This is a genomic window from Prevotella sp. HMSC077E09 (assembly GCF_001814685.1).
Classification (GTDB): Bacteria; Bacteroidota; Bacteroidia; order Bacteroidales; family Bacteroidaceae; genus Prevotella; species Prevotella oris.
In genome coordinates this window covers 136,386-160,189 of record NZ_KV817595.1, presented here as the reverse complement: position 1 = coordinate 160,189, position 23,804 = coordinate 136,386, and the positions used below count along the sequence as shown (strand labels likewise).

Below are 23,804 nucleotides of genomic sequence, written 5' to 3'. Positions count from 1 at the left end.
AATAGACGAAATCAATAGGCAATACTCTCTACATTACCATTGTAGAGGTAATGAATTAACTGAAAACTTGCATTAATACGCCCACCATTGTCAACGGGTTCGAACTTCAAAGGTGACTGCAATGCCTTGTAAGGCTGTTGCCATTTGCTGCCCAGAAACTTCTTGCCATACTGCGCCATGCCTCGAACAAAGAATTGTGCATGGTCGTAGCCCATGATGGCAAAGCGTGGCAAGGCCTGCTGCATAGGCTCATAAAACCAATAACGATAGCTGTTTTCCAAAGCCTTCGTGCCCGAAGAAGAGGCATTATAATAAAAGGTTGTGGGGATATAAGTGTCATATTTGCAGAAATGGGCAAAGTCATAAGGTGCATACATCAACCATTCTGTATATCCAAACATGCTGATGAGTGTTCCTGGATGCAACTGATCGAAACGCTCAAGCTTGACAAAAGCGGCATTCAGTTCGGGAGAACGCGCTGTATTGAGCACGACAACATTTGTCTGACCATTGACAAAAGCCTTGGAAAATGCAATATCATCCGACTTGAGACTTGTGAGATTATAGCGTATTCCCTTGGTTTCAAGCTGCTTGCGCAATGCTGCAGTGAAAGCACCTTTCTTACTTGTAGCATCTCCACAGTCGACAAATACAGGATGACATTTACCGAAACGTTCAATAAAAGCATTTACTGTGGCGTTTATCAACCGTGTTTCATCCTGATATACCTGGAAGATATTGCTGTTATATGCCACATCATTTCCGGAAATAGAGAATGGTATCACCAATCGAATGCCTTTAGTTTTACAGAAATCACCAAGAGGTTTCACTTGTTTGCTATACAAAGGGCCGAATATTAAATCACACTTGGCTGCATTTGGGTCGAGCAATGTAGCTTTGATATCTGTGTCAATATTAACATTCCAGGCATGAACATTGATATGATAGTCCTCTTTTTTCAGCTGCTCAAAAGCTGTCAGCATACCACGATAATATTCTATCATGCGCTTTCCATCACCATCTACTTGATGCAATGGGAGCATTACACCCACAGAAATCGTGTTATTACTACCAGCTTTACCTGTGACTACACCCACAACGACAAGCAAACAAAGCAATATGTATCTACAAATAAACTTCATCTTAGAAAAATATTAAACTTCCAACTGCAAAAATACAAAAAATATGTCATTACACCATATCTTGTGTTTTCTTTTTAGTAACTTTGCAAAAATATAGCTATAAAGAAATGAAAATAAAGATATTAGTTCTGCTCTTTTTACAGTTGATAGGCAATGTTTATGTTTGGGCTGATGATAATCCTACTGTTGCGCCAACTGTAATTATCAAGGATGCTTCTGGAAATGAAAGCCAAGGAGACTATAATGGACCAGCACCTGTTGAGGCAACTTTTAAGGCAAACCCGCAGTCCGCAACTGGTTGGACGGCTTATTACGAATGGCGTTTCAGTTATGAAAGAGAGAATAAGCCCTATCTTATCAGGTATGAAGAGAATACATCCTATACATTCAGTAGGTCGGGACATCATTCGGTTGTGCTCTATGCAAAGTTCACCAATGGCAATGACATTATAGAACAAGAGTGCGACCCGATAAGCATTACTCTGTCAGAGAGCAAACTTGAAATGCCAAATGCCTTTTCTCCCAATGGTGACGGCATCAATGATATTTATCAAGCTAAGTCAACCTATCAGAGCATTATAGAGTTTCATGCTATCATTTACAATCGCTGGGGCCAGAAACTCTATGAATGGAATGATATAACCGGCGGTTGGAATGGAAAGTTTCACGGTAAAGATGTCAGCCAAGGGGTATATTTTGTTGTGGTAAATGCACGTGGCGCCGATGGCAAACGCTATTCTATCAAGCGTGATGTAAATCTTCTAAGGGGTTACATCGACTCAACAGGGCAATGAGCTGGGCTGAAAAAACTATCAAGAAGAAGTATTCAAGAAACACAAAATAGAATGATTTCCTTATGGAAAGAGAAGATAAAAACATTAATGTCTGGGGAGCACGTGTGCATAATCTAAAGAATATCGATGTGCAAATCCCTCGCAATTCACTGACAGTCATCACTGGTTTGTCGGGTTCTGGCAAGTCATCATTAGCTTTTGACACTATTTTTGCCGAAGGACAACGTAGATATATAGAAACGTTTTCAGCTTATGCACGTAATTTCTTGGGTAACATGGAACGACCGGATGTTGACAAAATAACAGGTTTAAGCCCTGTTATCAGCATTGAACAAAAGACAACGAACAAGAATCCTCGGTCAACTGTTGGTACAACTACAGAGATTTACGATTATCTACGCTTGCTTTATGCACGTGCAGGAACGGCATATAGTTATGCTACTGGCGAGAAAATGGTAAAATATACAGAGGAGAAAGTCATTGAAATGATTACTCATGATTATGTAGATAAGCGTATTTACATCCTTGCTCCATTGATTAGAAACCGCAAAGGGCATTATCGTGAACTCTTTGAAAGCATGAGGCGCAAGGGATATATCTATATCCGAGTAGACGGAGAGATAAAGGAAATCACGCGTGGTATGAAGACCGACCGCTACAAAAACCATAATATAGAGGTAGTAGTCGATAAGATGCTCGTGGAAGATGTTTCTCATGAGCGCCTTGCCAAAAGTATACAAAATGCCATGAAGCAGGGCGATGGCCTCATTATGGTATTGGATAAAGATAGGGGTGAAGCCAAGTTCTTCTCTAAACGCCTTATGTGCCCGACTTCTGGAATTTCCTATAAAGACCCCGCACCAAATATATTCTCGTTTAATTCACCAGAGGGGGCATGTCCACATTGCAAAGGATTAGGCTATGTCAACGAGATAGATCTTAAGAAAGTAATCCCCAATGACAAGATGAGTATACGCGAAGGGGCTATTGCCCCATTGGGGAAATATAAGAATCAGATGATATTCTGGCAGATAGATGCTATTCTTCAGAAGTATGATTGCAATCTCAAGACTCCTTTTGTAGATATTCCACAGGATGCTATTAATGAGATTTTATATGGCAGTCTGGAGAACTTGAAGATTGACAAGGGGCTTGTTCATACTTCTTCAGACTATTTTGTGGCCTTTGATGGTATTATTAAATACCTGCAGACCGTTATGGAAACCGACGAATCGGCTGCAGGAAAGAAGTGGGCCGATCAGTTCATGGCTACGACAGAGTGCCCAGAATGCAAGGGACAACGCCTTAACCGTGAGGCGCTCTCCTATCGCATTTGGGATAAGAACATTACAGAGGTAGCCTGTCTTGATATCAATGACCTCAAGGAATGGCTTGAACATGTGGAAGAACACATGGAAGTTCAGCAAAAAAAAATAGCTACCGAGATACTTAAAGAAATCCGAACGCGTGTGAACTTTCTGTTGGAAGTAGGGCTCGACTATCTCTCACTCAATCGGCAAAGTGCTACCCTTTCGGGCGGAGAAAGCCAACGTATTCGCTTAGCTACACAGATAGGAAGTCAATTGGTCAATGTACTTTATATCCTTGATGAACCGAGTATAGGTCTGCATCAACGTGACAATGACCGTCTCATCCGCTCACTCAAGGAACTGCGCGACCTTGGTAACACTGTAATTGTTGTTGAACACGATGAAGATATGATGAGGGCCGCTGACTGGATCATAGACATTGGACCAAAGGCAGGGCGAAAAGGTGGTGAAGTTGTATTTCAAGGGACGCCTGAAGAAATGCTTAAACAGCATACCATCACAGCTGAATATCTGAATGGTGAACGTAAGATAGAAATACCATCCGAACGTCGCAAGGGTAACGGGAAACATATAAAGATTTTCGGTGCAAAAGGAAATAATCTCAAAAATGTGGATATTGATTTTCCATTAGGCAAGTTGATTGTTGTCACCGGAGTATCAGGCTCTGGGAAATCTACGCTTATCAATGAAACACTCCAGCCCATTCTCTCCCACCATTTCTATCGTTCGTTGAAAAAGCCTATGCCATATGACAAGGTGGAGGGGATTGACAATGTGGATAAAGTGGTCAATGTTGACCAGAGTCCTATTGGAAGAACACCACGCAGTAACCCTGCAACCTACACGGGGGTATTCAGTGATATTCGAAATCTTTTCGTCAACTTACCTGAAGCAAAGATACGAGGTTATAAGCCAGGGCGCTTTTCCTTCAACGTGAAAGGTGGTCGTTGTGAGGCTTGTAGCGGTAATGGCTACAAGACAATTGAGATGAATTTCCTGCCCGATGTAATGGTACCATGTGAGGTCTGCCACGGCAAACGTTACAATCGAGAAACACTTGAAGTGAGATATAAGGGTAAATCCATTGCTGATGTGCTCGATATGACGATTAATCAGGCCGTGGAATTCTTTGAGAATGTGCCAAGTATTCTGCCGAAAATCAAGACATTGCAGGATGTAGGTCTGGGTTATATCAAGCTTGGACAGAGTTCAACGACACTCTCAGGTGGTGAGAGTCAGCGCGTAAAGTTAGCTACAGAACTGGCTAAGCGTGATACAGGCAAGACGCTTTATATCCTTGATGAGCCGACAACAGGACTTCACTTTGAGGATATCCGTATTCTGATGGATGTGCTTCAAAAACTCACTGACCGTGGCAACACTGTGATTATTATTGAACACAACTTGGATGTTATCAAGTTAGCTGACTATATCATTGATGTTGGTCCTGAGGGAGGACGAGGTGGTGGAACAATCCTTACCACAGGAACACCTGAAGAAATAGCCAAGAGTAAGTTGGGATATACACCGAAATTCTTAGCTTCTGCATTAAAAAAAGCATGAGGAAAATTGGTTTATAAGGGAAAGTTCAACTTGCAGAGATAATTAATATAGACTGCAGGAGACTTCATTTACCTTAAAAAACATGTTTTTTCATGACAGATACTTCGGGAGATTGGCTCATGAATATGCCAAGTTCGGGATAAGTAATTGAAACTATTACAAGCTAAGATTAATCTCCTGAGAATGTAATTCATGTCAGTTTGCATGGCAACTTGACATAGATTACACTGCATTTTGACTCAAGTTACGCTGTGAAATGACTCAAATTGCAGTGTGAAATGCCTCAAATTAGCGCGTGATTCAATACAAATTATAACGTTATGTAATGACAGCTTATTTTTATCTTACCTCGAACTGAAGTATAGAATCTGCAAGTTGATTTAATAAATAGTTGTATGTAAAGGTGAAAGAGGAGTTTTGAAAATAAAACTCCTCTTTCTTGTTATTGGTGATTCCGTTGGGATTCGAACCCAAGACCCACAGCTTAGAAGGCTGTTGCTCTAATCCAACTGAGCTACGGAACCCCATAGTATAAAAACGAATGCAAAAGTAATCTTTTCCCATGAGATATGCAAATATTCTCAAAAGTTTTTCTAACTTTGCAGCCATATTTTAATAAGGAGATAACAAAATGCAATACTTCATTATTGAGAATGGTGCCCAAGCAGGTCCATTCACACCAGAAGAACTTGTTAATACAAAGCTTATCACTGCTGAAACCTTAGTTTGGACAGATGGTTTGAAAGACTGGACACCAGCGTGGCAGATAGAGGAAATCAGATTGGCAATGGAGACTCGTACCAATTCTCAGCAGACTCCTCCACCCGTTCCGCCAACCATGCAGGTTGCTTCTGCGCAGAATAAAGAGCAAATGCCTAAGAAGAGCCACAAGACCTTCTGGTACTCTATTTTGGCAATTGTCCTTGTTTGCCTACTCGTTCTCATGGTAAGCAATCCTAACAAGCAAGATCATAAGGAAGCTATCAAAACAGAAGTGACAACAGCAATTACTAAATTGGCTGACAGAAACAATCAAGATAACGACATTTTTTCTATGGGACTCAAGATGTTGACTAATCTCTTTGCCAGCAGTACGGTTGATGCTACCTTAGATCAAATTCTCAATTACCACAACTATCTGATTTGTTCTTCTACAGATGTTACCTTTGATGGCGAACAACATAAAGTCTCATACGGTATTCTTGGACATGTATTCACTTTAAATGCCGATGATGTGGTGAGGAGTTATGAGGCAGTTAATCAGAATGGTCAGAAGAATTCGTCTGTGGACAATACAGACCAAAAGTCGGTAAACGACAGCGAAGATATTGAAAATAGTATAGACAAAACCATCAGTAAAGATGCTGATAAATTAGTTGATAAAGTCAGTAAGAAAGTCGAGGATAAGATAAACGAAGAACTGAATAAGAAACTTGATGAAGTTTCTGACAGTACAGAAAACGTTATTGATAAAATTATAAAGGCATTAGGACTTTAATTTTCTCTCTATTTCAAGAATAAAATGATAGACAGTTCTGCTTTTCAAGGGAAAAAAGCTACATATTATACACTTGGATGTAAACTGAATTTTTCAGAGACATCCACGTTTGGTAAAATGTTATCAGATATGGGTGTCGTGACCGCAGCAAAGGGGGAAGAGGCAGATATTTGTCTCATCAACACCTGTAGTGTTACAGATGTTGCCGACCATAAGTGCAGACAGGCTATTCATAGAATGGTACGTGAGAACCCCGGAGCATTTATTATTGTGACAGGTTGTTACGCCCAACTCGAGTCTGAGCGGGTAAGTAAGATACCAGGAGTAGATCTTGTGCTTGGTTCAAATGAGAAAGCAAATCTCATTCAATATCTAAATGATGCTTTTATTGATAGGACAGCAGGCACTGCACAGCATAAGTATTACTCTGTCAGAACTAAAGATATCAAGACTTTCCAGGCATCATGTTCAAGAGGAAACCGTACCCGATACTTCCTGAAAGTACAAGATGGTTGCAATTATTTCTGTACTTACTGTACAATTCCCTATGCACGTGGTTTTTCCCGCAATCCTTCAATAGCGTCATTAGTTGCACAAGCAGAAGAGGCTGCAGCTGAAGGTGGTAAGGAAATAGTGCTTACTGGGGTAAACATCGGCCATTTTGGTGAAACTACTCATGAGAAATTCATCGATCTTGTCAAGGCTCTGGATAAAGTAGAAGGTATTAAACGCTTTCGCATCAGCAGTTTAGAACCCGATTTAATAGATGACGAATTGATAGCTTTCTGTGCAGAGAGCCGGGCTTTCATGCCTCATTTCCACATTCCATTGCAGAGTGGTAGCGATGCCGTTCTTAAGCTGATGCATCGCCGATATGACACAGCTTTGTTTGCACATAAAATAGAACTCATCAAGAAATTAATGCCAGATGCTTTCATTGGAGTTGATGTCATGGTAGGCAGTAGAGGTGAGAAACCCGAGTATTTTGAAGACTGTTATCAGTTTCTTGCCCATCTTCCCGTTACGCAACTGCATGTCTTTCCCTATAGTGAACGCCCGGGAACGAGTGCATTATCTATTCCGTATGTCGTTGAAGAAAAGGATAAGAAGTTGCGCTCCAAGCGTCTGCTGGCCTTAAGCGATACTAAGACACAAGACTTCTATCAGCAGTTTATTGGCACAGAACGCGAGGTGTTGTTTGAAAAAGCACCACGTGGGAAAGCTATGCACGGCTTTACGGACAATTATATCCGCGTAGAATTGCCTCCTTCACAGGCGCGTACAGAATATGACAACGAACTCATGCGTGTAAAATTAGGTGTATTCAACTACGATAAATCAGCCTTGAGAGCAGAACTAATTTAATGAAAAAACACATGAAACTTGCGATTGTGATTTTGAACTGGAATGGGAAGAAGATGCTCAAACAATACCTTCCTGTTGTCATGCGTTATTCTCTAGCACAAGCAAAGATTATTGTGGCTGATAATGCTTCAACAGATGGTTCTGTTACCATGTTGAAAGAAGACTTCCCCGAGGTCGAAATCCTTTCATTAAATAAGAATTATGGATTTGCAGAAGGCTATAACCAAGCACTCAAAATGGTTGATGCAGAATACTATCTGCTATTGAATTCTGACGTCAGAGTCACAGAAAACTGGCTCACTCCCCTACTAACCTATATGGATGAACATTCAGATGTGGCAGCCTGTCAACCCAAACTGCTATCAGTGAGCAATCCGAAATGCTTTGAATATGCCGGTGCTGCAGGAGGTTTCATCGACCGTTTGGGCTACCCTTTCTGTCGAGGAAGAGTGTTCGATATTGTTGAAGAAGACCATGGTCAATACGATTCGATTGCCGATATCATGTGGGCTACAGGTGCATGTCTGCTGATTCGTTCGAAAGATTACTGGAATGCAGGTGCTCTTGATGGTCGTTTTTTTGCGCATAACGAGGAAATTGATCTCTGTTGGCGGCTTCGGTTGCTGGGCAGAAGAATTGTATGTATTCCCAATAGCGTGGTCTATCATGTCGGCGGCGGCACGCTTCCGAAGGGTAATCCGATGAAAACGTTCCTGAATTTCCGCAATAATCTGACCATGCTCTATAAGAACCTGCCGGATGAAGAACTGAAAACTATCATGCGACTTCGTTTCTTCCTCGATTATCTTGCAGCGTGGCAAACACTTATTTTCAATCGTAACATAGCCGATTTCAAGGCTATCTATAAGGCACGTCACGCCTTTAAAGCATGGCGTCATGACTTTGATGAAGATCGAAAACGGCTACAACAACAACGGATTAATCCGAGAGTTGATGAACGAAAAGACTTCTCTCTGCTCTGGCAGTTCTACAGACATGGACGAAAAACATTCTCTGCTATCTTGGATGCCTGCCCATAATTCTGACTTGGGGCAGGCAAAGTAATTGCTCTTTCCATTTCTTCAAATAGGCAAACCAATCTTTGGCTTGGTGAAATCCATACATTTCGTTGCCACTTGAATAAGTGAGATAATACTTCAAGTGACCCATTATAGGAGCCAAGACATAGGCATCATTGATGCTGTCGCAGGCAAGTTCTTCCTGTAAATAATCTTTTGGAACATATATTCCCATTCCCAAAGTCTCTAATTTACAGGCAGTCGTATCTTTTGAAGGCCAATTCTTTCCCCACAATCCCCGCAATCCTTTATGATCTGAAAGTTTTTCTGCACCCGAAATGTGCATCAAACCAGTTGCAAAACGTAGTCTTTTCTCTTCCGGATTTATCCACGCTTCCACGCTTAAATCCCTATGGCCGGCATATAAGGTATAACGCTCTGTGAGACAAATCCTTCGTTCTCCCCTCGTCCAAAGCCAACCTCTATCGGTCAGTTCAATGATAGTTCTCACTGGACCTTGAGCTACTATGCGCTGTCCTCGATATGCAACATCTTCCAACATCTGCTCTTTTCGACCGTCCCATCCACGGAGTGCACCCAAGCCCATGCTGTTTCCAGTCCATAGAATATCGTCTCCAAATCCTTGCAACGACTGCTCTTTGGTCGTATAAAACTGCGTCTCGTGTAACTCCAAGCCTAAACGCTTCTTCCCATACAAGTCGAGTGTCTGCCGTTTATCAAAATAAATGCGCAATGCTATCAATTCATTTTCAAATGCCACCCCATGGTGATGCAATAAATGATAGCTGTCTTTCAGCTCTTTCCCAACTTCAATTTGCTGTATATATAAATCCTGTTTGTTCTTTTCTTTTATCTTGGGATTTCTCAATAAAAGTTCGGCGTATGTGCGTAATGCGTACGTTTTCTGCGTACCCTGTTTCTTCAACACAACTTTATAGTTATAGGTTTGCCCTCCTTTCAGGTCGGCAAGGAAACACATTTCATCATTTATTCCGTCACCATCCAAATCATCAAGTTGAGATGGAAGCTCCTTGTCATTAAAATAAACAGAAGAACAGGAAACCCAAGGATATCCCTTCAGGGAGACAACTACAGGATAATTGGACAATGAAAGCTTACCCGAATATTTGATGTTCACGGTAAACGTTTCTGTATCAGGCTTTTTTGAAGCATGTAAAGCCAAACTGATAAATAAAAATGAGCATAGGACAAGCCTTGTTTTCATTAGTAATACCGATAAAAGTTTCATGCTGCAAAAATAAATGTTTTTTTGATTTAACGCCCCTATTTTTATTAATTTTGGCTTTAAGACACCTTTTTACGGCCTTTATTTTAAGTTTTTTAGCAAAATATTTGCTATTGAAAATAATTTTTAGTATTTTTGCCTTGAGATTTAAGATAACCCAAACGTTTGAGAAAGATATATTACATATTGTTTGCAATAATGTTGCTTTGTGTGGCTTGTGAAATGAAGCTGAAATCCAACGATGATGCGCAAGACAAAATAGAAGTCGTGCGTTATGATCGTCTGCAAAGCCGTTATCTGACTACAGGTGACTTTTCTGCTTTGCAGGAAATGAACACAGAGTATGCCATAGAGACTCGAACGCTGGTTGAAAATGTGCTTAAATTGGGAGCCGTCTATGAGCCGGACATCAACAGTCGCTTTCTTAATTTCTATCAAGACACTGTTTTACAGACTGTTATAGCAGATGTAGAAACTCAATATGCCAACATGGATGACATCAACAAGTCACTGACACGAGTTTTTGATAAAGCCCAGAAACAACTGCCGGACTTTACTATTCCGAAGATATATACACAGATTGGTGCCTTTGACCAGAGTATAATTGTGGGTGAAAATATGATTGGTATTTCTCTTGATAAATATTTGGGAGAAGACTATCCGCTCTATTCAAAGTATTATTCAAAGAGTCAACGTGCAACCATGAAGCGGGAGTATATTGTTCCCGACTGCCTGAATTTCTATCTGTTGAGCCTATATCCCGTGAAGAACTTCGACAAGAAGAGTCAGCAGGAGAAAGACATGCACATGGCTCGTGTCATGTATGTGGTCAATGAACTTGTGGGACAAAAGGTTTTCTCAACTCATTATGTCAGCTTGGTAGAAGATTATCTGCAGACACATAAGGACGTAAAGTTGGCTGACTTGCTGAAATTCTAAGCAAGAGTTCCTTTGACATGAAGCAACAGACAGCATTGAGTATGCCTGCGTTGTGCGCTATTCATTATAACATAGAATTCAAAGCGAGAGCTAATCCCGTGCAGATAGCCTTGCAATTTGCGTCAAATTACCTTGTAATCTGCGTCATTTCATCGTGTAACTTGACTCAAATCACCATGTAATCTGCGTCAAATTGCAGAGCCTAATGCAACAGGTTGAAAAACAGGGAGATTTAAGATAGAGTGCTGATGCTTGTTTTCTGGTTTCTCGTTTCCCATTTAAAGCCACTGAAAGCACTTTTCTTTATTTCATTTTATCTTTGTGCTTTCTTTCTTTTTCCTTACCTTTGCAGTGGAAAAAATCAGGTAATCAGTTTTTATGCAAAATCAATTTTCACGTACAGAGCTATTGATTGGCAAGCCGGCGCTTGACACTTTGGCCGGCTCACGCATAGCCGTTTTCGGCATAGGTGGTGTTGGCAGTTATGTGACAGAGGTGTTGGCACGGAGTGGCATAGGCGAATTGGATATCATTGATAACGACCGTGTCTGTCCGACGAACATCAATCGACAGCTCTATGCCCTGCTTTCAACAATAGGGAAAAACAAGGTTGATGTTGCAGAAGAACGTATTCTTGATATCAACAGCCATTGTATTGTTCACAAATACCAGATGTTCTATCTTCCCGAAAACGCGGATGCAATTGATTTGAAGCTGTTTGATTATGTTGTGGATTGTGTCGATACGGTGAGTGCGAAACTTGAACTTATCAAGCGTTGTCATCGTTTCAACATTCCCATCATATCCAGCATGGGAGCGGCCAACAAGCTTGATGCAACGGCATTCCGTGTGGCAGACATCAACGAAACGCATATGGATCCGTTGGCAAAGGTGATAAGAAAGAAACTTCGTAAGCTGAATATCCCTCGATTAAAGGTGGTTTATAGTGAAGAAGAACCTATCAGGCAGATTGCCTATCCTACTATAGAATGTGCTGAGCATAGCCATGTACCGGCCAGCAATGCGTGGGTTCCGGCTGCAGCAGGCTTGATCATCGGAGGCGAAGTCATCAAGGATCTCATTGCGAAAGCAAAAACTATGCGTATCCTTCCCGAAGAGTCAGAAGGCAATGCGTATGCCGGAATTGCAGCTGAAAAGGCAGCACGGCATGAAGAACGGTACAAAAGCATAGTTCAGGCAAAGGAAAATGGGACTTGGATTGATGACAAAATCGTGATCAAAACACCCTGAATGATTTTAAGTTTTTAATAGGAAATGAAAGTCTATCTATTCAATCCAGGGCATGACATCGCCTTGGCTGCACATCAGAAATATGTAACTTTGCCCCATGCTGCCCGCCAGTTGCAGGCTGACCTTGCCTTTCTACCCGTGCTTTGGGCAAGTAAAGGTGACCTTGTTCTTGTTGAAGACAAGGAGCATATAAGCATACCTGCGCATTTGAGACAGTATGCTGCAGAGGCAGGTTTCATCGACTATCAAGATTTGAAGAGTCTTGATGTGACGAATATTGAGATATTTCCTTGGGGATGGAACCTTGCATTATGCAATCGCCTTATAGAGCAGTCAAACGGAAAGCTTGCAGATGCTCTTCCTTCTGTGCAGCAGTTAGACCATATACGCATGCTGAGTGGCAGAGGCTGGTGTGCAGAACATCTCCTGCCTTGCTTGACAACATGTTTCGACAAGGCCGTTGGCAAGGCTGAAGTCTTCAGAGATTATGCTTCGCTCTGCCAACACTTGCAGCCTGCAGATAACGGACTAGCCTATCAGTATGTGCTGAAGATGCCATGGAGTAGCAGCGGACGTGGGCTGAGATTTATCGACATGAACCATGAAGGCATAACAACTCATCTGCAAGGATGGATTAAAAACGTAATCTCCAAACAAGGATATATTACCGTTGAGCCTTATTATAATAAGGTGGTTGACTTCGGTATGGAGTTCTATGCACATCGGAATAGGACAATAGACTATCTCGGTCTTTCTGTTTTCGATACGGTTAACGGTGCTTATGCGGGCAACATACTCATGGGCGAAGCGCAAAAAGAAGAGATGTTGTCACGCTATACATCCCTTGAATGTCTGGATAGCATACGCGAAACCGTGGTGAGTGTTATGTCAAAACAGCTGAAAGGCAACTATTCGGGGCCTTTCGGCATTGATATGATGATTGTAAACGGCGGATTGGTTCACCCATGTGTTGAATTAAACCTACGGCAGACCATGGGCCATGTGGCTCTGTCGCTATCTGAAAAGGTAAATACTCCTCGTGTCATGAGAATGGACTATCGTGCAGGGCACTATTCCATTCACGTCAATGCCCTCTCTCCTGCATATGCAGACAAATAAGCTTTCACTTCTTTATTCATGATGATAAGGTTCACCTTTGATGATAGTGCATGCCCGATAGAGTTGTTCAGTAAAGATGAGACGCACCATCTGGTGGCTGAAAGTCATGCGGGAGAGTGATATCTTTTCATTGGCTCGACTGTATACTGATGGTGAAAAACCATAAGGCCCACCTATGACAAAGACGAGACGGCGGGCTGTAAGCCGCTTCTTCTGTAGCCAGTTTGCAAACTCTATCGAACGGTATTCCGCTCCATGTTCATCCAGAAGAACAACCGTATCCATGGGCTTTATCTGCTCTAAGATAAGTTCTCCTTCGCGCTCTTTCTGCTGTTCATTACTGAGATGCTTTGTGTTTTTCAATTCCGGGATAACAGTAATGTCAAAAGGCATATAATGTTCTATGCGTTCATGATAGTCTTTAATGCCCGCAACGAAATGTTTGTTGGCCGTTTTGCCAACGAGAACAAGAAGCGTTTTCATTTATAATCTATTTCTTTTCTCTACGTGGAAACCACCCCTTCTCTACCCTTTTCTTCTGTTCGAACAGTTCACCGATACTCCAAAGCAGTGAAGCACCGAGCACACCAAGCAGGGATGACCAGATAATGTGGGCCACGCAGAGTGAGCCTACAATGGAGATAATACCCAAAATGAGGAAAACAAACCAGAAACGTGTACCGAAATAATATTCAGTCTTGACGACTATCGGATGGAATATGCCGATAATCAGAAATGTAGAAAGTGCAATGATAATTCCTGTGAAATACATAATGTTATAGCTTTTAGGTTGCGAAGATACAAAAAATATATATATAATCCGATGTTTTTCCAATGAAAATGCTTATCTTTGCGTGTAAGCAATTTGTAAAATTAAATATATACTTTAAAACTATGGCAAATAACACAGAACTTATTTCACAGTGTGAAGCGAAAGCCAAACAATGGTTGACACCGGCTTTTGACGAGGAAACACGAAAAGAGGTCGAAGCAAAATTAGCTGCAGAAGACAAGACCGATCTGATTGAAAGCTTCTATAAAGACCTTGAATTTGGTACGGGCGGTCTTCGTGGAATCATGGGGGCAGGTTCTAACCGCATGAATATCTACACGGTAGGAATGGCGACACAGGGCTTTGCCAATTACCTGAAAAAGAACTTTGAAGGCAAAAAAGACATTGCCGTTGTCGTATGTCATGATTGCCGTAACAATAGCCGTAAGTTTGCAGAGACTGTTGCAAACATCTTCTCGGCTAATGGTATAAAGGTTTATCTCTTTGAAGATATGCGTCCTACTCCCGAATGTTCCTATGCAATTCGTCATTTGGGATGTCAGGCCGGTGTGAATATCACAGCCAGTCATAACCCCAAGGAATACAATGGATATAAGGCTTACTGGGAAGATGGTGCGCAGGTGCTCACTCCTCATGATGTAGGTATCATTGAAGAAGTAGGCAAGGTAAAAGTTGATGACGTTAAGTTTGAGGGCAATCCGTCACTGATTCAAATTATCGGTAAGGACATTGACGAACCTTATTTGAAAGAAATCCACACGTTGAGTATTGATCCGGAGGTTATCAAGCGCCAGCATGATCTGAAGATTGTCTACACTCCGCTCCATGGAACAGGTATGATGTCTATTCCACAGAGCTTGAAATTGTGGGGCTTTGACAACGTACATTGTGTCAAGGAACAAATGGTGCGCAGTGGTGATTTCCCAACGGTTGTCAGTCCAAACCCAGAAAATGGCGAGGCTTTGTCTTTGGCTATCCGTGATGCCAAGGCAATAGATGCTGACATCGTGATGGCTTCTGACCCAGATGCCGACCGTGTAGGCATGGCCTGCAAGAATAGCAAGGGCGAATGGGTACTGATTAATGGTAACCAAACTTGTCTGCTGTTCCTCTATTATATCATCACCAATCGCAAGGCTAAGGGCTTATTGAAACCTACAGATTTCATTGTCAAGACCATTGTAACGACTGAGGTTATCAAGAAAGTTGCGGATAAGGCTGGTATTGAAATGCGTGACTGCTACACTGGTTTCAAGTGGATTGCACGTGAAATTCGCATTTCTGAAGGTAAGCAGAAGTATATTGGTGGTGGCGAGGAAAGCTATGGTTTCCTTGCACAAGATTTTGTTCGCGACAAGGATGCCGTGTCCGCAATGAGTCTTTTGGCCGAAATCTGTGCATGGGCAAAGGATCAAGGCAAGACCCTTTATGATGTCCTGATGGATATTTACACAGAGTATGGGTTCTCTAAGGAGGTCACTGTCAATGTTGTTCGTCCGGGAAAGACGGGCGCAGATGAAATCAAACAGATGATGACCAACTTCCGTAACAATCCTCCCAAGGAACTTGGTGGCAGCAAAGTTGTATTGTGGAAAGATTTCCTGAAACTTGAAGCATTGCACGAAGATGGCAGCAAGACCAAGCTTGACATGCCTGCTACAAGTAACGTGTTGCAGTGGTTCTGTAATGATGGAACGAAAGTAAGCGTTCGTCCCTCGGGCACAGAGCCAAAGATAAAATTCTATCTTGAAGTGAAAGGCGACATGAAGAATGCATCCGAATACGATGCACTGGAAGCGAAAGGTATGGAAAAAGTGAATGCAATTAAAAAAGGACTTGGATTAGACTAAGAGCAAGATGAGTAAGTTAGTAGTAAATTCATACGAGGAATTCGCATCATATTTAGGCGAACAATTAGGCGTTTCAGAGTGGCTTTTGGTGGACCAGGAACGCATCAACAACTTTGCCGATGCCACACTCGACCATCAATGGATACATGTTGACGAAGCACGTGCGAAGGAAGAAAGTCCCTATAAAAGCACGATTGCACACGGCTATCTGACTCTCTCGTTGCTTCCATATATGTGGAACCAGATTATTGAGGTGAACAATCTTAAAATGATGGTCAACTACGGAATGGACAAAATGCGCTTTGGAAAGCCGGTTATCACAGGAAGTAAAGTCCGTTTGGTTACAAAACTCGATGCCATCGAAAACCTACGTGGCATCTGTAAGGCGCAGATTGGTTTCAAAATTGAGATCGAAGGTGAAAAGAAACCTGCGCTTGAAGGCGAGGCCACTTTTCTCTATTATTTCAAATAAGCTTGAGAAAGAAAAGGAGGAAGCAACAACTTCCTCCTTTTTTATTTTCCCTTATAACATGGGCTACATTGTCAAAACCACTGGGTATAATATTATCTTGTCCGTATCATAGAGTGTATCATTGATATAACTCATTACTGAAATAGAACTAAAGAATTCCATTTCTCTACGATTTTAGGATGATAGATTATAAAAGTTTCAGTCTTTTGAATTCCTCAAAGAGCGGAGCCGCAATAGCTTTCGCATCTGGATGTGGAGCACCTGTCGTACCAAGAGCACGCAGGTCGAAGAAATGTTTCCAGTCACTGACGAAGGCCGTATGTACCAATTCTGTATTTATATCTAAGGGCAAAACAACACGAGCTTCCTGTGGCTTTCGTCCTAAAGAAATCAAATTCAAATATGCATACTCACAGGCAAGATTGGCAAAAAGCCAATTGTCAACAGCACTCCAAGCCTGTTGATCCTTTTCTATAACGAGTTCTTGGCAAAGCTGTTTCAACAGATTATGGTTGAGTTCTTGATAGATTTTTTGACAGTCTGCTTCCTTTTTTATCCATTCAGGAAGATTGATTGCTATTTCTCCCCCAAACTTATCTTTGCTATAATTGCAATACCGAGTAGACTGTTCGGCCATGGAATTTGCACGATGCCTGTTAAACTCGCGCGTCACTCCAACCTGTGTGGTAAAATGAACGGTGATGCGTTGTTCGTGATGAGATGTAGGTTCGCAAAAACACTCTAAGTCTTCCATCCATTTGTTTTCTGCAACAACTCTAAGGTTTGTTGTTACATAGGCAACACCATCTTTCACATGGATACGCGAAAAACGATTGTTGGCATAGCGATTGACAAGATTTTCAACTGCTCCTTTCAAATAGACTGTTCCATGTTCAAGCATGGCTGTGTGGTCAGCAGCAATCATACGCTCAACGAAAGGCTTTGCAGAATCTTCCGAAGCGTTTTTCTCGCTCTTATAACAAACGCGACCAGCTCTCTCTATTTGTTTGTATACCCCATTGATACCCTCTTCTTGTGGCCATATTTCAAAGGATGGTTGCTGTATTCTCATAAGTTTAGTGTGTAATATTATTTATTGTTATTCAAATCTATTTCTTTAATAATTTATCATAGAATTCTTTCAAAGCAACCTTAGAAACACCTAAGCCAACAAGATAATCTAAGTCGCTTAATGCAGCTTCTTTCTTTCTCAATTGTATTCTGACATACGCCCTTGAGAGCCGATAATCCTGATTGTCAGGAACACGCTTAAGCGCTTCTGTATAATCATACTCTGCCGGTTCATACATTTTACGCTCACGTTCCATATTCGCCCTTGCTGCATAAGCCACAGCACTATCGGGATATTGAGCAATCAAGCGATTAACACCGTCAAAGGCTTCCGTGAAATGTTTATCCTTTTCATTAAGTAACGCCAATCCCAATTGAGCCTCGAAGTTACCAGGCACTATATATAGCAGGTGTTGATAATCAAGGCGTGCAAAATTATATCTTGAAAGCTTTTCATTCACATAGGCTCGAAAATAGAGCGCTGTAGGATTATCTGCATCTTTGGAAAGCACGCGGTCGTATTCCTCTTTTGCATATTCCCATTCCTGCAATTGAATATTCCATGATGCTTTTTTCAGTCTAAGGTCTATCCGGTCTGGATGATACGCCAAAGAGTCTGCGGCAACTCGCAGACTATCTCTCAGCGGATTGACCTTTTGAGCAAATCCGGCTCCTGCTGAAACAATCCAGATTGCTAAAAAGACAGACATCCTATTCATATACCTCATCAATTTGGAATTCATCATTATCAGCATCTTGTTTGGAGCAGGGATCAAAACCGTCAGGAAGTTCAAAAGTAGCATTGCTGCTATAATTCAATGATTTATCTCTATAGATTTTCTTCATGAAGTACGCCCAAATAGGCAAGGCCATTGTTGCACCCTGGCCCATTGATATGTTGTCAAAATGGATGTCACGGTCTTCTCCACCAACCCATATTCCCGTTACTAACTGTGGGGTAAAGCCCATGAACCAGGCATCGCTATTCTTGTTCGTGGTACCTGTCTTACCACAAATTTCTCCTTCCATGTGATACTTATAACGAAGTCTGCTTGCTGTTCCTCCATCAACAACTCCTTGCAACAGCACCAGCATTTTGTTTGCACTCTCTACACTGATTACCTCGTTCATGCGAGGTTGGAAACTTGCAATGACGTTGCCTTCATTGTCTTCAATTCTGCTGACAAACATGGGGGCCGTACGTATTCCATGGTTTGCGAATGTGGAATATGCACTAACCATCTCAGCCACGCTTACATCACATGGCCCCAAACATAATGACATGGAGGGATGGATATCCGGATTGTCAATACCAAATTCATGAAGCGTAGAAACAAACTGTTGAGGATTGAGTTTACTCATCAGATAAGCCGAAATCCAGTTGTTACTTTGTGCAAGTCCCCACTTGAGAGTGACCATTTGGCCATAGCGTGCATGCGAAGCATTACGTGGGGTCCACGCCCTGCCTGCAACCATGTATGTTTTTTGTACATTAGGAACCAAATCGCAGGGCGAGAAACCATTTTCCATTGCAAGCGCATATAAGAATGGCTTGATGGTTGAACCAACCTGTCGGCGTCCACCTGTGACCATGTCATACATGAAATGATTATAATCCAAACCGCCGACATAGGCTTTTACCGCACCAGTTTTTGGGTCCATGCTCATAAAACCTGCACGCAGAAAGCCTTTGTAATATTTAATAGAATCCATTGGAGTCATGACGGTATCTATATCTCCATGATAAGTAAATATTGTCATGTCAACAGGACGATTGAATGCTGCTCGTATTTCAGCATCACTTGCACCTGCAGCCTTCATGTTGCGATAGCGCTCACTCTGAAACATATTCCTGTTCAGAATAGAACGAACCTGCGAAAGCGTAAGTGATCCAGAAAAAGGCGCATTCTTTTTATTTCGGTTCGCCTTATTGAAAGCCGGCTGTAAGAATTTGGCGACATGTCCATAAACAGACTCTTCTGCATACTGCTGCATGCGACTGTCTATGGTCGTATAAATCTTCAGTCCATCAGTGTAGATATTATAAGGCTTACCATCTTTCTTAAAGTTCTTATTGCACCAACCATATAGTGGATTATTTTCCCATGCAATGGAATCTAATGTATATTGCACCCTGTTCCATGAAGGATAGTTGGCTCTGTCCGGCTTTTCGGCCATCATATACTGCCGAAGGAATTCTCTGAAATAAGTGGCATTACCATCCTTGTGATCGGTTCTGTGGAAATTCAGAGCTATCGGCATGGCACAATACTCCTCAAACTCCGCCTTGGATAAGTAACCGGCTTTCAGCATTTGGTCCAAAACCACATTACGCCTGTTTCGTGCACGATCAGGAAATCTCACAGGATTGAACAATGAAGGATTTTTGCAGAGTCCTATAAGCATTGCTGATTCCACGACGTTCAAGTCATTAGCTTCTTTATTGAAATAAGTATTTGCTGCAGTCTTTATGCCTACGGCATTATGCAGGAAATCGAAATAGTTCAAATATAAAGCGATAATCTCTTCCTTCGTATAATTACGTTCCAATTTTACTGCAATCACCCACTCTATCGGTTTCTGGAGCATTCTCTCCAATGAGTTATGCACCTGCTCTGAATATAGTTGCTTGGCAAGCTGCTGGGTAATGGTCGATCCTCCGCCCGCCGAGGCCTGTCCAAACAGTCCCCGTTTGACGACAGCTCTTCCCAAAGCAATGAAATCAATGCCGCTATGTTCATAAAAACGTTCATCTTCCGTAGCAACCAATGCTTCGACCAAATGCTTTGAGATTTTACTGTAAGGGATAACAATTCTGTTTTCCTTGTTAAAATTGTAGGTACCCATAACCTTTCCGTCCGCAAAATACACCTGTGTGGCATAACGACTGATAGGGTTTTGCAAATCCTCTACCGGAGGCATATAGCCTATCCAGCCTTCCCAGATGGCAACGAATGCAAAAGCAGTCCCACATATAAATAATATCAATGCTCCCCATAGGAAGTGAATAAAAGCCTTTCTCATCTCGATAATTTTTTAGCAAAAATACAATTTTTCTGTCAAATAACACACATTAATCAGAAATAATGCTTAACTTTGAAGTCGAATTCGGAATATCAATCATATTACAAATGGGAAAACATAACTTTGTAACGATTGCTGATTTGAGTAAAGAAGATTTGCTTTACCTTATTCAAATGGCACATGAGTTCGAGCAACATCCTGACAGGGAATTATTAAAGGGGAAAGTTATAGCAACACTCTTTTATGAACCGTCGACTCGCACAAGACTTAGTTTCGAAACTGCAGCCAACAGGCTTGGCGCACGAGTTATTGGCTTCAGCGATGCGAAAGCTTCGAGTGTTTCGAAAGGAGAAACATTGAAAGACACCATTCTCATGGTAAGCAATTACGCTGATATTATTGCTATGCGCCATTACATAGAAGGCGCTGCTCAATATGCATCGGAAATTGCACCTGTTCCAATCATAAATGCAGGAGACGGCGCCCACATGCACCCCTCACAATGTCTGCTTGATCTTTATACCATTTATCAAACACAAGGTACACTTGAAAATCTGAATATCTATCTTGTTGGCGATCTCAAATATGGTCGCACAGTCCATTCCCTTATCATGGCAATGCGCCATTTCAATCCTACCTTTCATTTTATCGCGCCGAAAGAACTTGCAATGCCACAGGAGTATAAAATTTATTGCAAGGAAAACGGAATAAAGTTTGAAGAGCACACTGAATTTACAGATAAGGTTATTGCCAATGCTGATATCCTGTATATGACACGAGTTCAGAAAGAAAGGTTTTCTGATCTAATGGAATACGAACACGTTAAGAACATTTATATTTTGAGAGCAGAAATGCTGCGATGTGCCAAGCCAAACATGAGAATACTCCACCCTCTCCCACGTGTCAATGAAATAGCCTACGATGTAGATGACAACCCACACGCCTACTATATCCAACAGGCTCGCAATGGACTTTATGCCCGTGAAGCTATATTCTGTCATTGTTTGGGCATTACGCTGGAAGATATTCAAAACGACAAAACAATTATCAATTCTAAATTCTAAAGTCATGGGAAAGAAAGAAATGCTTGTTTCAGCTATCGAAAATGGTACGGTTATCGACCATATCCCTGCAGAAAAGACCTATCAAGTCGTTGATTTATTAGGATTGAAAGATTCTACAACTCCTGTGACTATTGGATATAATCTTCCTTCACAAAAGATTGTAAAGAAAGGTATTATCAAGATTACAAATCGCTTTTTCTCTGATGAAGAAATTAGCCGACTCAGTGTAGTAGCCCCAAAAATTGTACTCAACATCATTAAAGACTACGAAGTCGTTGAGAAGAAAACGGTTGAGACTCCCGACGAACTGCGAGGGATTGTAAAGTGCAATAATCCTAAGTGCATCACCAACAACGAACCCATGCAAACCGTTTTCAATGTTGTAGACAAAGCGCATGGAATACTGAAATGTAGATATTGTGACAAAGAACAGGATTTCAACAGCATCAAGCTTTGCTGATTTGGCAATTCTATTTGGTGCTGACAGCAAGCTTAAGATTTTATAGATATAGAGACTAAAAAAGTTCATTATAAATTCATATCCACAATGAAAAGAGACCAAGAGATTTTTGACCTTATTGAGAAAGAACATCAGCGCCAGCTGAAAGGTATGGAGTTGATTGCTTCAGAAAACTTTGTGAGTGACGAGGTTATGGCTGCCATGGGGTCATACCTTACCAATAAATATGCTGAAGGACTTCCCGGGAAGCGCTACTATGGCGGTTGTCAGGTTGTTGACCAGATTGAAGACCTTGCTCGTGAACGTGTAAAGAAGCTCTTCAATGCAGAGTTTGCTAACGTACAACCACATTCTGGAGCGCAAGCTAACGCTGCTGTTCTTTTGGCTGTACTGAAACCTGGAGATTCATTTATGGGCTTGAATCTTGATCACGGTGGGCATCTTTCACATGGTAGTCATGTCAACACTTCTGGACTGCTGTACAATCCTATCGGATATAATCTCAACAAAGAGACGGGACGTGTCGACTATGACGAGATGGAACGGTTGGCACTTCAACATAAACCAAAACTGATTATCGGTGGAGGCTCTGCATATAGCCGTGAATGGGATTATGCGCGTATGCGCAAGATTGCAGACGAAGTAGGTGCCTTGCTGATGATTGACATGGCACACCCTGCAGGATTGATTGCAGCAGGACTGCTCGATAACCCTTTGAAATATGCTCATATTGTAACCAGCACTACACATAAGACACTCCGTGGACCACGTGGTGGCATCATTTTGATGGGAAAGGATTTCGACAATCCGTGGGGCTTGACCACAAAGAAAGGCGAGGTGAAAAAGATGAGCATGCTGCTCAATTCTGCTGTTTTCCCAGGCACACAGGGCGGGCCGTTGGAACATGTCATTGCAGCTAAGGCAGTTGGTTTCGCAGAAAACTTGCAACCTTCATGGAAAGAATATGCCATGCAGGTGAAGAAGAATGCAGCTGTGTTGGCAGAAGATTTGATACAACGCGGCTTCAGCATTGTTAGTGGCGGCACAGACAATCATTCTATGCTGGTAGATTTACGCACAAAGTATCCTGATTTGACAGGTAAAGTTGCTGAAAATGCATTAGTGTCAGCCGATATTACAGCCAATAAGAACATGGTGCCATTCGATACTCGCAGTGCTTTCCAGACTTCCGGCATCCGACTTGGCACTGCTGCCATCACAACTCGTGGTGCAAAAGAAGACATGATGCATCTTGTTGCAGAACTGATAGAGGAAGTATTGAATAATCCTGAGAACGAACAAGTCATTAAACGTGTTCGCGAAAAGGTCAATGCAACGATGAAAGATTATCCTCTTTTTGCATACTAAAAATAGAAATTCATAAAATAAAGCCCAAAAGCATAATCGCTTTTGGGCTTTATTGTTATCTCTATTAGAAACTTCCTATTCAAGAATACCAGCTTCCTTCCATGTTTCAACAAGAGCAGTCACGTCTTTAGACGCTGTCGTTTCATCAACCTCGTACTCGTCTGTTAACAGTTTCACAAGGTCTTCACATGTGAATTCTTTACCTTGAATATTTTTCCAGAGGAAAGCAGAGCTTTCATTCATGCTGATGATATTGCTGAAATCAATATTTGATTCCCCTTCTGCAACAATGATATATTCACCGCATATGTTCCGAAGATTAAATCCTTGTTTTGTTTTCATATTTCATTCGTTTAAGTTACATGTATGATTAATATGTGAATTCTGTTTAAGCGTCTATCTTCCCGCTTCCAA

General features: G+C 41.7%; 21 protein-coding genes and 1 tRNA gene. 13 read left to right on the top strand and 9 right to left on the bottom strand.

Going from position 1 to position 23,804, the window contains the following annotated elements; all coding sequences use genetic code 11:
- Positions 1-11: 11 nt before the first annotated feature.
- Entirely contained in the window at positions 12-1,142 is a 1,131-nt protein-coding gene (locus HMPREF2983_RS12565; RefSeq protein ID WP_070668969.1) for an ABC transporter substrate-binding protein, read from the bottom strand.
- 107 nt (positions 1,143-1,249) lie between these two features.
- Here HMPREF2983_RS12565 and HMPREF2983_RS12560 point away from each other — a divergent pair, with 107 nt between their 5' ends.
- Together HMPREF2983_RS12560 and uvrA are read left to right on the top strand one after the other, a co-directional pair.
- Positions 1,250-1,936, top strand: coding sequence for a T9SS type B sorting domain-containing protein (locus HMPREF2983_RS12560; RefSeq protein ID WP_070668965.1), 687 nt, complete (start codon positions 1,250-1,252; stop codon positions 1,934-1,936).
- Between the two features lie 62 nt (positions 1,937-1,998).
- Positions 1,999-4,830: an excinuclease ABC subunit UvrA gene (uvrA, locus tag HMPREF2983_RS12555; protein WP_070668963.1), complete on the top strand. Its 2,832-nt coding sequence runs from the start codon at positions 1,999-2,001 to the stop codon at positions 4,828-4,830.
- Between the two features lie 446 nt (positions 4,831-5,276).
- Here uvrA and HMPREF2983_RS12550 read toward each other — a convergent pair.
- Positions 5,277-5,354 (bottom strand) — tRNA-Arg (locus tag HMPREF2983_RS12550).
- Positions 5,355-5,461: 107 nt separating this feature from the next.
- On the opposite strand from HMPREF2983_RS12550, the gene HMPREF2983_RS12545 reads away from it, so the two are divergent.
- Genes HMPREF2983_RS12545 through HMPREF2983_RS12535 form a run of 3 tightly spaced genes read left to right on the top strand, consistent with a single transcriptional unit; the run spans position 5,462 to position 8,733 of the window.
- The gene (locus HMPREF2983_RS12545) at positions 5,462-6,328 is read left to right on the top strand and encodes a GYF domain-containing protein (RefSeq protein WP_070668961.1); all 867 of its coding nucleotides are present in this window, start codon (positions 5,462-5,464) and stop codon (positions 6,326-6,328) included.
- A gap of 24 nt (positions 6,329-6,352) precedes the next feature.
- On the top strand, positions 6,353-7,693 hold the full coding sequence (gene mtaB, locus HMPREF2983_RS12540; RefSeq protein WP_070668957.1) for a tRNA (N(6)-L-threonylcarbamoyladenosine(37)-C(2))-methylthiotransferase MtaB: 1,341 nt from the start codon (positions 6,353-6,355) through the stop codon (positions 7,691-7,693).
- Between the two features lie 11 nt (positions 7,694-7,704).
- Entirely contained in the window at positions 7,705-8,733 is a 1,029-nt protein-coding gene (locus HMPREF2983_RS12535; protein WP_210400389.1) for a glycosyltransferase family 2 protein, read from the top strand.
- Here HMPREF2983_RS12535 and HMPREF2983_RS12530 read toward each other — a convergent pair.
- Entirely contained in the window at positions 8,711-9,958 is a 1,248-nt protein-coding gene (locus HMPREF2983_RS12530) for a DUF4861 domain-containing protein (protein ID WP_070668951.1), read from the bottom strand. The two genes, HMPREF2983_RS12535 and HMPREF2983_RS12530, sit on opposite strands and share 23 nt — an antisense overlap.
- A gap of 243 nt (positions 9,959-10,201) precedes the next feature.
- On the opposite strand from HMPREF2983_RS12530, the gene HMPREF2983_RS12520 reads away from it, so the two are divergent.
- The 3 genes from HMPREF2983_RS12520 to HMPREF2983_RS12510 all read left to right on the top strand — a co-directional run bounded on the left by HMPREF2983_RS12520 (position 10,202) and on the right by HMPREF2983_RS12510 (position 13,288).
- Complete coding sequence (locus tag HMPREF2983_RS12520; RefSeq protein ID WP_246829411.1) at positions 10,202-10,918, top strand: gliding motility protein GldB-related protein; 717 nt, start codon at positions 10,202-10,204, stop codon at positions 10,916-10,918.
- A gap of 378 nt (positions 10,919-11,296) precedes the next feature.
- Positions 11,297-12,169: a tRNA threonylcarbamoyladenosine dehydratase gene (locus HMPREF2983_RS12515; RefSeq protein ID WP_070668942.1), complete on the top strand. Its 873-nt coding sequence runs from the start codon at positions 11,297-11,299 to the stop codon at positions 12,167-12,169.
- 24 nt (positions 12,170-12,193) lie between these two features.
- Complete coding sequence (locus tag HMPREF2983_RS12510) at positions 12,194-13,288, top strand: hypothetical protein (RefSeq protein WP_070668939.1); 1,095 nt, start codon at positions 12,194-12,196, stop codon at positions 13,286-13,288.
- A gap of 12 nt (positions 13,289-13,300) precedes the next feature.
- Here the strand turns inward: HMPREF2983_RS12510 and rlmH are convergent, their stop codons facing one another.
- Both rlmH and HMPREF2983_RS12500 read right to left on the bottom strand, forming a co-directional pair.
- Positions 13,301-13,771, bottom strand: coding sequence for a 23S rRNA (pseudouridine(1915)-N(3))-methyltransferase RlmH (rlmH, locus tag HMPREF2983_RS12505; protein ID WP_070668936.1), 471 nt, complete (start codon positions 13,769-13,771; stop codon positions 13,301-13,303).
- Between the two features lie 7 nt (positions 13,772-13,778).
- Positions 13,779-14,060: a DUF4491 family protein gene (locus tag HMPREF2983_RS12500; protein WP_004375106.1), complete on the bottom strand. Its 282-nt coding sequence runs from the start codon at positions 14,058-14,060 to the stop codon at positions 13,779-13,781.
- Positions 14,061-14,182: 122 nt separating this feature from the next.
- On the opposite strand from HMPREF2983_RS12500, the gene HMPREF2983_RS12495 reads away from it, so the two are divergent.
- Positions 14,183-15,931 (top strand): phospho-sugar mutase, encoded by a 1,749-nt coding sequence (locus HMPREF2983_RS12495; RefSeq protein WP_018920148.1) that lies wholly within the window; start codon positions 14,183-14,185, stop codon positions 15,929-15,931.
- 7 nt (positions 15,932-15,938) lie between these two features.
- A complete protein-coding gene (locus tag HMPREF2983_RS12490) occupies positions 15,939-16,403 on the top strand; it encodes a MaoC family dehydratase (RefSeq protein ID WP_070668934.1) in 465 nt (154 codons plus the stop codon).
- A 187-nt stretch (positions 16,404-16,590) separates the two neighbouring features.
- On the opposite strand, the gene HMPREF2983_RS12485 is transcribed toward HMPREF2983_RS12490, so the two are convergent.
- Genes HMPREF2983_RS12485 through HMPREF2983_RS12475 form a run of 3 tightly spaced genes read right to left on the bottom strand, consistent with a single transcriptional unit; the run spans position 16,591 to position 20,498 of the window.
- Positions 16,591-17,475 (bottom strand): FAD-dependent thymidylate synthase, encoded by an 885-nt coding sequence (locus HMPREF2983_RS12485; protein WP_070668930.1) that lies wholly within the window; start codon positions 17,473-17,475, stop codon positions 16,591-16,593.
- A 37-nt stretch (positions 17,476-17,512) separates the two neighbouring features.
- Positions 17,513-18,193, bottom strand: coding sequence for a tetratricopeptide repeat protein (locus tag HMPREF2983_RS12480; RefSeq protein WP_070669013.1), 681 nt, complete (start codon positions 18,191-18,193; stop codon positions 17,513-17,515).
- The gene (locus HMPREF2983_RS12475; RefSeq protein ID WP_070668927.1) at positions 18,186-20,498 is read right to left on the bottom strand and encodes a penicillin-binding protein 1A; all 2,313 of its coding nucleotides are present in this window, start codon (positions 20,496-20,498) and stop codon (positions 18,186-18,188) included. Before HMPREF2983_RS12475 ends, HMPREF2983_RS12480 begins: the two co-directional genes overlap by 8 nt.
- A gap of 107 nt (positions 20,499-20,605) precedes the next feature.
- Between HMPREF2983_RS12475 and pyrB the strand changes: the two genes are divergently transcribed.
- From pyrB to glyA, 3 genes are all read left to right on the top strand, one after another.
- Positions 20,606-21,562: an aspartate carbamoyltransferase gene (gene pyrB / locus HMPREF2983_RS12470; RefSeq protein WP_070668924.1), complete on the top strand. Its 957-nt coding sequence runs from the start codon at positions 20,606-20,608 to the stop codon at positions 21,560-21,562.
- 4 nt (positions 21,563-21,566) lie between these two features.
- A complete protein-coding gene (gene pyrI / locus HMPREF2983_RS12465; RefSeq protein ID WP_004376224.1) occupies positions 21,567-22,022 on the top strand; it encodes an aspartate carbamoyltransferase regulatory subunit in 456 nt (151 codons plus the stop codon).
- 87 nt (positions 22,023-22,109) lie between these two features.
- The gene (glyA, locus tag HMPREF2983_RS12460; protein ID WP_070668921.1) at positions 22,110-23,390 is read left to right on the top strand and encodes a serine hydroxymethyltransferase; all 1,281 of its coding nucleotides are present in this window, start codon (positions 22,110-22,112) and stop codon (positions 23,388-23,390) included.
- 75 nt (positions 23,391-23,465) lie between these two features.
- Here the strand turns inward: glyA and HMPREF2983_RS12455 are convergent, their stop codons facing one another.
- Positions 23,466-23,732 (bottom strand): PqqD family protein, encoded by a 267-nt coding sequence (locus HMPREF2983_RS12455; RefSeq protein WP_070668914.1) that lies wholly within the window; start codon positions 23,730-23,732, stop codon positions 23,466-23,468.
- Positions 23,733-23,804 lie beyond the last annotated feature (72 nt).

What these genes read in the sequence shown, in the direction of transcription:
- HMPREF2983_RS12565 (WP_070668969.1), bottom strand. Translation starts at nt 1,142, where the DNA reads ATGAAGTTTATTTGTAGATACATATTGCTTTGTTTGCTTGTCGTTGTG.
- HMPREF2983_RS12560 (WP_070668965.1), top strand. Translation starts at nt 1,250, where the DNA reads ATGAAAATAAAGATATTAGTTCTGCTCTTTTTACAGTTGATAGGCAAT.
- uvrA (WP_070668963.1), top strand. Translation starts at nt 1,999, where the DNA reads ATGGAAAGAGAAGATAAAAACATTAATGTCTGGGGAGCACGTGTGCAT.
- HMPREF2983_RS12545 (WP_070668961.1), top strand. Translation starts at nt 5,462, where the DNA reads ATGCAATACTTCATTATTGAGAATGGTGCCCAAGCAGGTCCATTCACA.
- mtaB (WP_070668957.1), top strand. Translation starts at nt 6,353, where the DNA reads ATGATAGACAGTTCTGCTTTTCAAGGGAAAAAAGCTACATATTATACA.
- HMPREF2983_RS12535 (WP_210400389.1), top strand. Translation starts at nt 7,705, where the DNA reads ATGAAACTTGCGATTGTGATTTTGAACTGGAATGGGAAGAAGATGCTC.
- HMPREF2983_RS12530 (WP_070668951.1), bottom strand. Translation starts at nt 9,958, where the DNA reads ATGAAAACAAGGCTTGTCCTATGCTCATTTTTATTTATCAGTTTGGCT.
- HMPREF2983_RS12520 (WP_246829411.1), top strand. Translation starts at nt 10,202, where the DNA reads ATGAAGCTGAAATCCAACGATGATGCGCAAGACAAAATAGAAGTCGTG.
- HMPREF2983_RS12515 (WP_070668942.1), top strand. Translation starts at nt 11,297, where the DNA reads ATGCAAAATCAATTTTCACGTACAGAGCTATTGATTGGCAAGCCGGCG.
- HMPREF2983_RS12510 (WP_070668939.1), top strand. Translation starts at nt 12,194, where the DNA reads ATGAAAGTCTATCTATTCAATCCAGGGCATGACATCGCCTTGGCTGCA.
- rlmH (WP_070668936.1), bottom strand. Translation starts at nt 13,771, where the DNA reads ATGAAAACGCTTCTTGTTCTCGTTGGCAAAACGGCCAACAAACATTTC.
- HMPREF2983_RS12500 (WP_004375106.1), bottom strand. Translation starts at nt 14,060, where the DNA reads ATGTATTTCACAGGAATTATCATTGCACTTTCTACATTTCTGATTATC.
- HMPREF2983_RS12495 (WP_018920148.1), top strand. Translation starts at nt 14,183, where the DNA reads ATGGCAAATAACACAGAACTTATTTCACAGTGTGAAGCGAAAGCCAAA.
- HMPREF2983_RS12490 (WP_070668934.1), top strand. Translation starts at nt 15,939, where the DNA reads ATGAGTAAGTTAGTAGTAAATTCATACGAGGAATTCGCATCATATTTA.
- HMPREF2983_RS12485 (WP_070668930.1), bottom strand. Translation starts at nt 17,475, where the DNA reads ATGAGAATACAGCAACCATCCTTTGAAATATGGCCACAAGAAGAGGGT.
- HMPREF2983_RS12480 (WP_070669013.1), bottom strand. Translation starts at nt 18,193, where the DNA reads ATGAATAGGATGTCTGTCTTTTTAGCAATCTGGATTGTTTCAGCAGGA.
- HMPREF2983_RS12475 (WP_070668927.1), bottom strand. Translation starts at nt 20,498, where the DNA reads ATGAGAAAGGCTTTTATTCACTTCCTATGGGGAGCATTGATATTATTT.
- pyrB (WP_070668924.1), top strand. Translation starts at nt 20,606, where the DNA reads ATGGGAAAACATAACTTTGTAACGATTGCTGATTTGAGTAAAGAAGAT.
- pyrI (WP_004376224.1), top strand. Translation starts at nt 21,567, where the DNA reads ATGGGAAAGAAAGAAATGCTTGTTTCAGCTATCGAAAATGGTACGGTT.
- glyA (WP_070668921.1), top strand. Translation starts at nt 22,110, where the DNA reads ATGAAAAGAGACCAAGAGATTTTTGACCTTATTGAGAAAGAACATCAG.
- HMPREF2983_RS12455 (WP_070668914.1), bottom strand. Translation starts at nt 23,732, where the DNA reads ATGAAAACAAAACAAGGATTTAATCTTCGGAACATATGCGGTGAATAT.